This window comes from Bacillus sp. FSL E2-8868 (genome assembly GCF_038005505.1).
Lineage (GTDB): Bacteria > Bacillota > Bacilli > Bacillales > Bacillaceae_G > Bacillus_A > Bacillus_A mycoides.
This window is the reverse complement of the sequence record NZ_JBBOTI010000002.1, coordinates 328,050-340,094: the sequence shown is the minus strand read 5'-3', so window position 1 is coordinate 340,094 and position 12,045 is coordinate 328,050. Positions and strand designations below refer to the sequence as shown.

Below are 12,045 nucleotides of genomic sequence, written 5' to 3'. Positions count from 1 at the left end.
GAGAACGTCTGTGAAAATTAAATTATTACTTGTAGAAGATCATCATATCGTTCGAAGGGGACTTGTATTTTTTTTGAAGATGAGAGAAGAATTTGAAATTATTGGGGAAGCAGAAAATGGTGAAGAAGCATTAACATTCGTCCAAACAGAAAGGCCAGATGTAGTATTAATGGATTTATCAATGCCGAAAATGGATGGTATTGAAGCGACAAAACGTATAAAACAATACGATGAGACGATAAAGATACTTATGCTCAGTAGTTTTTCAGAACAAGATTATGTTTTACCAGCATTAGAAGCTGGGGCAGATGGTTATCAATTAAAAGAAGTGCAGCCAGATCAACTTGTTGCGTCAATCGTTGCGGTATATCAAGGAAATGCAAATTTTCACCCGAAAGTAACACCAGCACTATTAGGACGATCAGCAGTCAAGAAAGAAAAAGAGAATCCTTTTTCTATGTTAACAAAAAGGGAACAAGAAGTACTTCGTGAAATTGCGAAAGGAAGAAGCAATAAGGAGATTGCAGCAGAGCTTCATATTACAGAACAAACTGTGAAAACACACGTTTCTAACGTATTGGCTAAATTAGAAGTAGGTGATCGTACACAAGCTGCATTATACGCAGTAAAGCATGGGGAAAACTAGAAATAAGTATGAATAATTGTGTCATATGTTACGGTAGAATACATATGAGAAATTAAAATGTATAGAGATGCCGAATAAAGGTTTTTCTTCTTTCAATAATTAGGTACAATAAAGTGAAACTTTAATCAGTGGGGGGGCCATCCCCACTGATTATTAGTTGAACCAATCGGGTTTTTACGGGCTGTTGATCTCCCACCTAACTCCCTTGCATTCATCGAATTTTGAGGTGGGAGTCTTACTGCCCGTTAATACGGGATAAAGCTACTATGGAAGGGGAAGATACGCTATGCCTGGTACAAAAAGTGGGATTGGAAAGATTCAGGCTTCGTTAAATGGTTTATCACCGAAATTACGAAGTATTGCCGAACATATTTTGAAACATCCACAAGATGTTGTACATAAATCGATTACGGAATTAGCGGAAGTTACGAAAAGTTCCGAAGCAACGATATTCCGCTTATGCAAACACTTAGGTTTTCAAGGGTTCCAAGACTTGAAAATTACATTAGCTCGTGAGATTGTACATACCCCGATGCAAAATATTCATGAGGAAGTATCGGTAGAAGATAATATTGTCACTGTTGCTAAAAAAGTTTTTCATTCACATATTACAGGACTGCAAGATACATTACATTTGTTAAACGATAACGCGTTGGAACAGGCAGTAAGTGCGCTGAATGAAGCGAAACGAATTGAGTTTTATGGAAATGGTGGTTCAGGTATTATTGCGATGGATGCTTATCATAAGTTTATGAGAACGGGTATTTCTTGTATTGCTCATACGGATTCACATTTTCAAATTATGGGAGCGGGCTTGCTGACAAAAAAAGCAGTGGTCATTGCAATTTCTCATTCGGGCAGTAATAAAGGTTTACTTGAAGCGTTAGAAGTAGCGAAAGCAAGAGGGGCACGCATTATTGCGATTACGAGCTATCAAAAATCGGCATTAAGCCAACTTGCTCATATAACATTATATACTTCGACGCGTGAGACGGAATTTCGTACAGAAGCAAGTTCGTCACGATTAGCGCAGCTTAGTTTATTAGATACTTTGTATGTGGGATTGTCATTGCAGCGACAAGAGGAAACACTACAAAATTTACAAAGTATACGTGAAACTATTTCGATGAAGCGAATATAAAAAGCTCTTCAAATGAAGAGCTTTTTATATTGGCGAGTAGTCTGTTGATATACCCTCTAGATCTACTTGTTCTAAGTGTCTATAGAAATATGCCAATTACCTATAATAATAATCTCTCATCTTTTAGACCATTCATTTTTTAAACCTCGATATTTTGCATATGAAATTTAACAAGTAGCTTGATACATCAAAATACGTATTGGGTAATAATTCAAATATTGTTCAATATTTAACAATAAGCTTATGAAATTCCATGTTATGATGAACCTGTAATGATGATTGAACACTTAAATTTGGTACAATAATTAGCCAAAATAGTGAGGACAGTAGTTGTGAGATAAACTCATTAAAACTCTAAAACACTAAAGGGGAGATCACATATGAAAGCAGTAGTAGTTAATAAAAACAGCAAAGCAAATATTGAAGTTATTGAAAAAGAATTACGTCCGTTACACTCGGGTGAAGCGCTAGTAGATGTAGAGTATTGTGGAGTTTGCCACACTGATTTACACGTTGCGAATCATGATTTTGGAAACACCGATGGCCGCATCCTTGGTCATGAGGGTGTAGGTATTGTTACTAAAATTGCTGATGATGTTACTTCACTAAAGATAGGTGACCGTGTAAGTATTGCATGGATGTTCCAATCTTGTGGACGTTGTGAATATTGCGTAACGGGGAGAGAAACATTCTGCCGTGAAGTAAAAAATGCTGGTTATTCAGTAGATGGTGGTATGGCTGAACAATGTATTGTTACAGCTGATTATGCGGTGAAGGTACCAGAAGGATTAGATCCTGCTCAAGCATCATCAATTACATGTGCGGGCGTAACTACATATAAAGCTATAAAAGTATCAGACATTAAACCTGGTCAACCTATCGTAATCTATGGTTGTGGTGGATTAGGTAACCTAGCTATTCAATATGCTAAAAACGTATTTGGTGCAAAGGTAATTGCAGTAGATATCAATGACGACAAATTAGCCTTAGCAAAAGAAGTTGGTGCTGATATGACTATCAATCCGATTTCTCAAGGTCCTGCTGATAAAATTGTTCAAGAGGAGTTTGATGGTGCTTATGCTGCTGTAGTAACAGCAGTTTCTAAAGTAGCCTTCAACTCAGCAGTTGATGCAGTACGTGCTTGCGGTAAAGTAGTTGCGGTAGGTTTACCAGTAGAAACTATGGATTTAAACATTCCACGACTTGTATTAGACGGAATTGAAGTAGTTGGTTCTCTAGTTGGTACTCGTAAGGACCTGGAGGAGGCATTTATGTTCGGCGCAGAAGGAAAAGTAGTGCCGGTTGTTCAAACGTGTTCTCTAGATAAAGTACAAAATGTATTCGAAGAAATGGAACAAGGTAGAATTCAAGGGCGTATGGTAATCGATTTTAAACAGCATAATTGTGAGTGTAAATAATTCATTTTAAATATAAAAAGCATGAGTCTAGCAAAGGACATTTAAAAAAGTTAGACGGCATAAAAAAGATGATCCCTCGTATTCAATAGAGATCATCTTTTTTATATTCTACTAATATCAATGCCAATTAATACTTGATTGATGAGACATGATTAAAGGTTCACTTTATCTACAAACGAAAAAGAATCTTTACTTTTAACAAATTTTTTATGATTTGGAACGGTTTGAATTGCTACAACTTGCGAATCTCTTGCTTTCAGTGCATCTTGAATCCCGATTGTCATAAGCTTAATAAATAGAATCGTAATAAAGAATGAAACGAGAGTATACAAAATAATCCACCATGAAATATTCATTTCATAACGATTTAATCCAATAAGGCCTGCCCAATCATTCGATAGAGAAACAGGTTTGAGTACTCCGTCATAGAGTTCACGCATTTGTATCCCACCAATTACAATATCAAGCAACGCTAAATGGATAACGAGTATGAGTGTTTGGACGATATGTTCCATAAATAACACAAATAAGCGATCAAGTAATAAGACTCGTAAGTGTTTTTTGATAATATGAAAACGGCTAGCACCCAGTAATTGTGAACTTAAAATGTAATCTCGTTTCATAAATTCATCAACCTCTGAGGAGATATATAAAGAAAGTGTAGGTAGAGCGACGAAAATAAGTACGAGAACTTGATAAAACGCAAATGAAATATTTGGATCTAATCCATCAGCATTTGATATGATTACAATATTAACGGGCGTGATGAGTATAAATGCGATAAATAAAGTAGGAATATAGTAAAAAACTTCTGAGCATGCCTGGAAAAATCTCTTGAATCTTGGAGCGTATAAACTTAAGAGGATTCCTATACATGTTCCGAATAAAATTCGAAAGAAGCTAATTGCCACAGCTAATAAGATAGTGAATTTTGCTCCTTCTACAATTTGTAAGAAAACAGACTCTCCAAAACGATCAGATCCAAAAGGCGGCATTAACGATGGCGAAAAGGGGGCCTTTCCAAGTAATTCGTTATTGTCATTGTAAAGTAACTGAGGAGGTTTTGGGATGTTATCTTTAAAGAACCAACTATAAATAAAACTAGCTGAAACAAGTATGAATAGATAAGTAAAGCCGATTAAAAATCGTTTTGATTTCCAAATAGATTTCATAATGCTGCTCCTTTCAATTGCTTTTTCCATCTATTCATCATGAATGAGATTATTTGAAAAATGGCATAAAACGGTAAAATAATCATAACAAGTATGATAAATGCAGCTGGAGGTGAAATAAACGCCTTCTTAAATAAAAATTGAATAATGCCTTCCATATTAAAAACAAATTCTAAAATGAATAAGTTAGAAAGTAAGAAAACAAAAATCGTTTTTAAATGATGAAAGAAGTGGATAGATATATTTTTGAATAAATGAATGCATAGTATATAACTTGATGAAAGTCCTTTTCCATATGCAACCTCTACGTAATGTTTTTCATGTTCTTCTTTTATGTATAACACCATCATCCGAAACATTTGTAATGTAGGTAAGACTGCTAAAGATAAAATAGGGAGTAAATAAGCTCGATTTTCATTAAAAGAAATAATGGTGACAGGAGATTCCCCGAATTTCTGAAGTACCCATATGAAAAATATTTGCAAACAAATCATCATCATCATATCAGGGACAGCTTCTAATATGAACACAATTCGGTTTATCCATTTTTTTATATAATCTTTTGCTAAAAAATAAAAAAATGCCATACTAGATGATAGAAAGAGTGCAAGCAAAAAGGCTATAAATAATACAGTAAATGAATATAGGTAAGGTTCTAAAACAGTTGGAAATAATGGTGTCTTTTTGAAATGACCAAATTTCGGGTCTGATCCCATAACTACTAATGATTCAGGGGAGAAAACCTGTTTTAACATAGTAACGATCTGATTAAAAAAATGAATTGGTTGAAAAGTGAATCCCTGTTGAGTGATAAATAAATAAGGTAAATTTAGTAATAGTAAGAGTGATAAAAGAATTGATGAAAGTTTTATTGTGAATTGAGATATTTTATATAACATTAAATCCCTCCGACATCTTTTTACAACATTATACAATAAAGTTCATATTTTGTTTTGATTTTTCAGAAAAATATAAATACTATTAGATTTTATAGTATGGAACATATATTTACAAGGTAAAAAAGTGATAGTAGGCAGCCACGCCCTATGTCCATCAAACTAAGAAAACGAGAACTTATATATTATTATCTTTAGGTGGAGGGGAAAGAATGTTTGATAAATTAAAAAGGTTATTTAAAAAAGATAAAGAGAATGATTTAGAAGATGAGAGGTACATTTCGGTTTGAAAAAAATTTTTTTTTCATAACTTGATTTATGAAAAAATATTTTATATACTAATTCATGTAAACGGTTTACTAGATCGTATTTTGCTAGAAACGAAGGGAAGGTTCGCATGGAAACAAGGGGTAGAGTAATCGGGGTTGACATCGGTACCACAAGTACGAAAACGGTTGTATTCACTGAGAAAGGAAAAGTCATTGCTTCACATGCAATTGATTATCCAATTATTCAACCGAACGTCGGATGGGCTGAGCAAGATCCTGATGTAATATGTGCTGCTGTATATAAAACTGTAAGCGTTGCCATTGAAAAGGGTAATGTGTCACCGGAAGATATTTCTTCTATCGGGATTAGTACAGCGATGCATGCCTTAATTGCTGTAGATGAAAACGGTGCGCCGTTAACGCGCTCTATTATTTGGGCAGATAATAGAAGCACAAAGCAATCAGAAAAACTATTACAACAAATGAATGGTCATGACATTTATAGAAGAACTGGTACACCGATTCATCCGATGTCACCACTTTCTAAATTATTGTGGATGAAAGAAGAAGAAACGGAGTTATTCAGAACTGCTCATAAATTTATTTCCATTAAAGAGTATGTCATTTATCAATTATTTTCACGCTATGTAGTTGATTATTCTATTGCATCTGCTACAGGGTTATTTAATTTAAAAACATTAAACTGGGATGAAGATGTTTTAACTATGTTAAATATGTCACCAGAACAATTATCAACACCTGTACCAACTACATATATTTTATCGGGAATGAAGCCGGAATTAGCACAAAAGATGGGTATTAGTGAGGATACTCCGGTTGTTATTGGTGCAAGTGATGGTGTTCTTGCAAATGTAGGTGTCGGTGCAATAACACCTGGCTCAGCTGCAATTACGATCGGGACAAGTGGTGCGGTTCGAACAATTTCATCGAGTGTTAATACAGATGAAAAAGGAAGAACTTTTTGTTACGCATTAACAGATGAGCACTGGGTGATCGGCGGACCAACGAATAACGGTGGAATATTACTTAGATGGTTACGTGATGAATTTGGTAGCCCAGAGCAAGAGGTAGCAAGAAAGCTTGGAATTGATCCTTATGATTTATTAATTAAGTATGCAGAAAGTGTACCAGCTGGAGCAGATGGATTACTATTTTTACCGTTTCTATCTGGAGAACGTGCACCCTACTGGAATGCAAATGCTCGAGGTACATTCTTCGGGATAAACCTTCAGCATAAACGTGAACATTTCATACGAGCAGTTATGGAAGGTGTTTGTATGAGTGTGTATTCAGTAGCACTTGCCATTCGAGATTGTACAGGGCCACTTACTGAAATACGTGTTTCAGGAGGCTTTGCGAAATCTGCATTTTGGAGACAAATGTTATCTGACATGATGGGGAAAGAATTGCTTGTTCCAGAAAGTCATGAAGCATCTGCGCTTGGGGCAGCAGCACTTGCTTTGTATGCAATTGGGAAAATTGATTCTCTTGAAGAGGTGAAGGATTGGATTGATATTGTCCATCACCATGTACCGAATAAAGAAAATACGGCTTTATATTTAGAGATGTTTTATATGTATGAACGACTTTACAATCGTTTGAAAGAAGAATTTGATTGTATAGCTGCTTTCCAACGTAAACAATAGGGGGATTGGGAGAAATGGTAGTTGGGATCGTACTAGCGGCTGTTGTTATATTACTTTTACTAATTACGGTAGTAAAATGGCATCCATTTGTCGCTTTAATTTTAACAGCAATCGGAGTTGGGCTAGCAATGGGGATGCCCTTAATTGGAACTTCACCACAACATCCGGGGATTATCGATTCTATTAAATTAGGTCTCGGTAATACGTTAGGGTTTTTAGCGATTGTTTTAGCTTTAGGAACAATGCTTGGAAAAATGATGGCTGAGTCTGGCGGTGCTGAACGAATTGCTAACACATTAATTGGACGTTTTGGGAAAAAGCGTGTTCACTGGGCAATGATGTTCGTTGCATTTATAGTAGGGATTCCGGTATTTTTCCAAGTTGGATTTGTACTATTAATTCCGTTAGTATTTACAATTGCGTTAGAAACAGGGGTATCACTTATTACAATCGGTATTCCGCTAGTAGCGGGTCTTTCGGTTGTACACGGACTTGTTCCACCGCATCCAGCAGCAATGGCAGCGGTAGGTATATTTAAAGCAGATGTAGGGAAGACAATTTTATATGCATTAATTGTCGGACTTCCAACTGCAATAATTGCAGGTCCGCTTTACGGGAAATGGATTGGTGCTCGTATACATAAAGAAGTACCGTTAGATATAGCGGAGCAATTTATTGAAAGAGATAAGAAGAAGGAACTTCCTAGCTTCGGAAATACATTGTTTACTATTTTACTTCCAGTATTTCTTATGCTAGGTGCATCGATAGCGGAAGTAGCATTAAATAAAACAAGCCAACTTGCACAAGTATTGCATTTTATTGGAGATCCAATAGTCGCATTATTAATTGCAACGATATATTCTTTCTTTAGTCTTGGCTATGCAAAAGGGTTTTCTAAAGACAAAGTCTTACAAGTTACAAATGATTGTTTAGGCCCAATTGCAAACATACTGTTAGTTATCGGTGCAGGTGGTGCCTTTAATAAAGTGTTATTAGATTCTGGGATCGGAACTACAATTGCGGAGATGGCGAAAGAATCACATATTTCACCGATATTATTAGGTTGGGGAATTGCTGCACTTATCCGAGTTGCAACGGGATCGGCTACTGTTTCTATGATGACAGCAGCTGGAATTGTAGCACCGATTGCAGCAAGTACACCAGGAGTAAATGTAGAGTTACTGGCACTTGCAACAGGAGCAGGGTCATTAATATTATCGCATGTAAATGATTCTGGATTTTGGATGATTAAAGAGTATTTCGGAATGACTGTGAAAGAAACATTATTAACATGGACCGCAATGGAGACAATATTATCTGTTGTAGCACTTGGATTAATTTCGTTATTAAATATATTTGTATAGAATGGGAGATTGATTAATATGAAACTAGGTTTAATTGGATTAGGAAAAATGGGATTCCCATTAGCTGAACACTTACATGAAGACAAGCATGAAGTAGTTGTATACGATGTAAATAATGAGCTTGTTGAAAAGGCAGGGGAATTAGGGATTACTGCTCGTCATACATTAAAAGAAATGATCTCTGAATTAGAAGCACCTCGTACAATTTGGGTAATGGTACCTGCAGGAGAAGTTGTTGAGTCAGTACTAAAAGATGTATATCCATTATTAGAGGAAGGCGATATCGTTATTGAAGGTGGAAATTCATTCTATAAGGATACGTTACGCCGTGCTGAAGAAGCGAAAAGCTTTGGCTTACATTATGTAGATATCGGTACATCAGGCGGTGTAGAAGGAGCTAGATACGGCGCTTGCTTAATGGTTGGTGGAGAAAAAGAAATTTATGATCAACTAGAACCTTTATTTAAAGATTTAGCAGTAGAAAATGGTTATTCATATGCAGGCCGCGTCGGTAGTGGGCATTTCTTAAAAATGGTTCACAACGGTATTGAATACGGAATGATGCAAGCAATCGCTGAAGGATTTGAAGTACTAGATAAAAGTGATTTTGATTTCAATTATGAAGATGTTGCAAAAGTATGGGCAAACGGATCGGTTATCCGTGGTTGGTTAATGGACTTAACTGAAAAAGCATTTGCAGAAGATCCGAAACTTGATGGCATTAAAGGTGTTATGAACTCTTCAGGAGAAGGGAAATGGACTGTTGAAACAGCGCTTGAATTACAAGCAGCGGCACCAGTTATCGCTATGTCATTATTTATGCGCTACCGTTCACAAGAAGATGATACATTCCATGGGAAAGTTGTCTCAGCTCTTCGTAATCAATTCGGTGGACATGAGGTTGTGAAAAATTAGTTTTGTGAAACTCATACGAAAGTATGAGTTTTTTTATTTCTCATACTATTTAATGAAAGTTTTTCCCTCTTTTTACTGTGTTTTGTATAGAAATTTCTGATAATATATAAATATAACTTGAAAACAAAGGGGAGAAATAATTATGAAACTAGTCGTTATTAACGGTACACCAAGAAAATTCGGTAGAACTCGCGTTGTGGCAAAATATATTGCAGAGCAATTTGAAGGGGAGTTATACGATTTAGCAGTAGCGGAATTGCCTTTATATAATGGAGAAGAATCACAACGTGAATTAGAGGCAGTAAAAAAATTAAAAGCTTTAGTGAAAGCTGCGGATGGAGTAGTACTATGTACACCAGAATATCATAATGCGATGAGCGGAGCGTTGAAAAATTCGTTAGATTACTTAAGTAGCAGTGAATTCATCCATAAGCCTGTCGCATTACTAGCAGTTGCTGGAGGAGGTAAAGGGGGAATAAACGCATTAAATAGTATGCGCACTGTCGCTAGAGGCGTTTACGCAAATGCAATTCCAAAACAAGTCGTGCTTGATGGATTACATGTGCAAGATAGTGAACTTGGAGAAGATGCAAAACCATTAATTCATGATTTAGTTAAAGAATTAAAAGCATATATGAGCGTATATAAAGAGGTGAAAAAACAATTAGGAGTTGAGTGATATGTCCTCTCTTTATCATGATTCTCGCTTGTATTACATTCTAGGAGCCAATAGTTTATCCGCTATTGGTTCCGGGATTGTTATGATAACGATTCCGTGGTTGTTAATTAAGGAAAGTGGAGGAGAGACAACATTTGGTTATGTTTCTATCGTTGCAACTCTCATCATGTTTTTACTAACACCATTCATTGGGCAAAGCATAGATCGTTTTTCAAGAAAATCTTTATTGTTATGTAACGAAGGTATCGGGATAGCCATTATAGGAATGATGGCCATTTGGGGATTTGCTGGGCAATCATACAATTCTATTCATTACATTATTATTTATATAGCAGGTTCTTTCTATTATCTATTATTCTATCCCACAATATTTGCATTTAACCAAGAAATATTTCAATCAGAGCATTATAAAAGTTTAAGTGGCACAATGGAAATACAAGGACAATTAACGCAAGTTATTTCAGGCGCAGCTGCTAGCTTTTTAATTGAGATTATTTCTTTGAAATGGATCTTGTTAGTGGATATGTTAACTTTTGCAGGAGCATTTTTTCTTTTCTTATGTATACCATATGTAAAGAAAAAAGAAGTAAAACGGAAAGCAACATTTAAGAAGCAATTGTTCGAAGGAATTCACTTTATGAAAAAGCGCCCTAAGTTATTTTGGTTTTTACTAGCGACTTATATGCCGTTTATCGGTGTCATGATGGCAAATTATTTAATCCCAGTATATATTTCAGATATACTCAAAGCTAGTGCCTCTGTTTACGCAATTGAAGGTATGATGTACGGTGTCGGAGCGGTTCTTGCAGGAATAAGTATTCCAATCATGATGAAATATGTCAAAATAGAAATTTCAATCGTTATGACGATGGTTATTTATGTAATTTCAATTACCGCAATGATTATTGAGCCTTCCATTATGTTATTATATGGACTAGCGATTTTCCATGCGATTGGAAATGCTGGAACACGAGTGGCGAGAAATGTATTGATGATGGAAGAAATCCCAAACGAAGTAATGGGACGTGTGGACAGCTTATTTCGATTAATTGGCACAGGAATTCGAATTGTATTATTAATGTTGTTTACGGCAGGCGTATCTAAAGCAGGGGTAATGATCCCGTTTTACGTACTGAGCTGTATATTGATCCTATCATTAGGGATTGCTTTTTATTATGTAATTTCAAAACGTAAAACGGAAGCGAATGTGTCTAATAAATCAATTGTTTAAAAAATACTTCTGCCTCCTTTTCTTTTTCTATATAATAAAAAGAAAGGGAGTGTTAACTTATTTATGAACAAATGGATATTGCTTATAATCTTATTACTACCTCCGCTATACATCATTTATATGACGTTTCGAATGAATAAAGTTGCTCGTGAAACATTGAGTAATCACTCTCCATACGTTCTTATATTAGGTGCAAAGTTATTTGGAGATAGACCGTCTTTATCTCTTCAAAATCGTTTGGATATAGCGTTGGAATATTTACATGCTCACCCTGAGGTGAAAGTAATTGTTTCAGGTGGTCAAGGGGAAGATGAAGATATACCGGAAGCTCACAGTATGAGAAACTATTTAATGGTACATGGTATAGATGAGAATCGTATTTTAATTGAAGACCGCTCTACAAATACGTATGAAAATTTAAAGTTTAGTATGGATTTATATGATGTAAAGCATGCGGTAGTTGTAAGTAATACGTATCATTTATATCGAACGAAAATAATTGCAAAGCGTTTAGGGATAAAGATGGAAGCTTTGGCTGCTGAAACACCGAGACGCTCTAAGAAAAAAGCGTATGTGCGTGAATATGCTGCAATTATGAAAACAATATTGTTCGACCGTTAGAGCTCAAATGAGAGCTCTTTTTTTGT

11 protein-coding genes are annotated in these 12,045 nt (G+C 35.6%); 9 read left to right on the top strand and 2 right to left on the bottom strand.

Annotation, left to right across the window (positions count from 1 at the left end; all coding sequences use genetic code 11):
- The first annotated feature begins 10 nt into the window (after nt 1-10).
- The 3 genes from NSS74_RS12700 (at nt 11) to adhP (ending at nt 3,205) form a co-directional block, all read left to right on the top strand.
- On the top strand, nt 11-646 hold the full coding sequence (locus NSS74_RS12700; protein WP_002141641.1) for a response regulator: 636 nt from the start codon (nt 11-13) through the stop codon (nt 644-646).
- 286 nt (nt 647-932) lie between these two features.
- Entirely contained in the window at nt 933-1,787 is an 855-nt protein-coding gene (locus NSS74_RS12695; protein ID WP_061688426.1) for a MurR/RpiR family transcriptional regulator, read from the top strand.
- Nucleotides 1,788-2,167: 380 nt separating this feature from the next.
- Nucleotides 2,168-3,205 carry an alcohol dehydrogenase AdhP gene (gene adhP, locus NSS74_RS12690; protein ID WP_002031819.1) on the top strand — a complete coding sequence of 346 codons (1,038 nt, stop codon included), beginning with the start codon at nt 2,168-2,170 and terminating at the stop codon, nt 3,203-3,205.
- Nucleotides 3,206-3,357: 152 nt separating this feature from the next.
- Here adhP and NSS74_RS12685 read toward each other — a convergent pair whose 3' ends face one another.
- Both NSS74_RS12685 and NSS74_RS12680 read right to left on the bottom strand, forming a co-directional pair.
- A complete protein-coding gene (locus NSS74_RS12685; protein WP_061688427.1) occupies nt 3,358-4,377 on the bottom strand; it encodes an ABC transporter permease in 1,020 nt (339 codons plus the stop codon).
- A complete protein-coding gene (locus NSS74_RS12680) occupies nt 4,374-5,276 on the bottom strand; it encodes an ABC transporter permease subunit (RefSeq protein ID WP_002012684.1) in 903 nt (300 codons plus the stop codon). Before NSS74_RS12680 ends, NSS74_RS12685 begins: the two co-directional genes overlap by 4 nt.
- A 394-nt stretch (nt 5,277-5,670) precedes the next feature.
- Here NSS74_RS12680 and gntK point away from each other — a divergent pair, with 394 nt between their 5' ends.
- The 6 genes from gntK (at nt 5,671) to NSS74_RS12650 (ending at nt 12,019) form a co-directional block, all read left to right on the top strand.
- On the top strand, nt 5,671-7,209 hold the full coding sequence (gene gntK, locus NSS74_RS12675) for a gluconokinase (protein ID WP_340813693.1): 1,539 nt from the start codon (nt 5,671-5,673) through the stop codon (nt 7,207-7,209).
- A gap of 14 nt (nt 7,210-7,223) precedes the next feature.
- Nucleotides 7,224-8,573, top strand: a complete 1,350-nt coding sequence (locus NSS74_RS12670; RefSeq protein WP_002141651.1) for a GntP family permease — start codon at nt 7,224-7,226, stop codon at nt 8,571-8,573.
- Nucleotides 8,574-8,591: 18 nt separating this feature from the next.
- On the top strand, nt 8,592-9,488 hold the full coding sequence (gene gnd / locus NSS74_RS12665; RefSeq protein ID WP_002085837.1) for a phosphogluconate dehydrogenase (NAD(+)-dependent, decarboxylating): 897 nt from the start codon (nt 8,592-8,594) through the stop codon (nt 9,486-9,488).
- Nucleotides 9,489-9,630: 142 nt separating this feature from the next.
- Entirely contained in the window at nt 9,631-10,167 is a 537-nt protein-coding gene (locus tag NSS74_RS12660) for an NADPH-dependent FMN reductase (RefSeq protein ID WP_002031805.1), read from the top strand.
- A 1-nt stretch (nt 10,168) separates the two neighbouring features.
- Nucleotides 10,169-11,398 (top strand): MFS transporter, encoded by a 1,230-nt coding sequence (locus tag NSS74_RS12655; protein WP_016102081.1) that lies wholly within the window; start codon nt 10,169-10,171, stop codon nt 11,396-11,398.
- A gap of 63 nt (nt 11,399-11,461) precedes the next feature.
- Complete coding sequence (locus NSS74_RS12650) at nt 11,462-12,019, top strand: YdcF family protein (protein WP_002127228.1); 558 nt, start codon at nt 11,462-11,464, stop codon at nt 12,017-12,019.
- Nucleotides 12,020-12,045: the final 26 nt, after the last annotated feature.

Bases quoted from the DNA above. Each gene is read 5' to 3' on its own strand.
- NSS74_RS12695 (WP_061688426.1), top strand. From the start codon at position 933: ATGCCTGGTACAAAAAGTGGGATTGGAAAGATTCAGGCTTCGTTAAAT.
- adhP (WP_002031819.1), top strand. From the start codon at position 2,168: ATGAAAGCAGTAGTAGTTAATAAAAACAGCAAAGCAAATATTGAAGTT.
- NSS74_RS12685 (WP_061688427.1), bottom strand. From the start codon at position 4,377: ATGAAATCTATTTGGAAATCAAAACGATTTTTAATCGGCTTTACTTAT.
- NSS74_RS12680 (WP_002012684.1), bottom strand. From the start codon at position 5,276: ATGTTATATAAAATATCTCAATTCACAATAAAACTTTCATCAATTCTT.
- gntK (WP_340813693.1), top strand. From the start codon at position 5,671: ATGGAAACAAGGGGTAGAGTAATCGGGGTTGACATCGGTACCACAAGT.
- NSS74_RS12670 (WP_002141651.1), top strand. From the start codon at position 7,224: ATGGTAGTTGGGATCGTACTAGCGGCTGTTGTTATATTACTTTTACTA.
- gnd (WP_002085837.1), top strand. From the start codon at position 8,592: ATGAAACTAGGTTTAATTGGATTAGGAAAAATGGGATTCCCATTAGCT.
- NSS74_RS12660 (WP_002031805.1), top strand. From the start codon at position 9,631: ATGAAACTAGTCGTTATTAACGGTACACCAAGAAAATTCGGTAGAACT.
- NSS74_RS12655 (WP_016102081.1), top strand. From the start codon at position 10,169: ATGTCCTCTCTTTATCATGATTCTCGCTTGTATTACATTCTAGGAGCC.
- NSS74_RS12650 (WP_002127228.1), top strand. From the start codon at position 11,462: ATGAACAAATGGATATTGCTTATAATCTTATTACTACCTCCGCTATAC.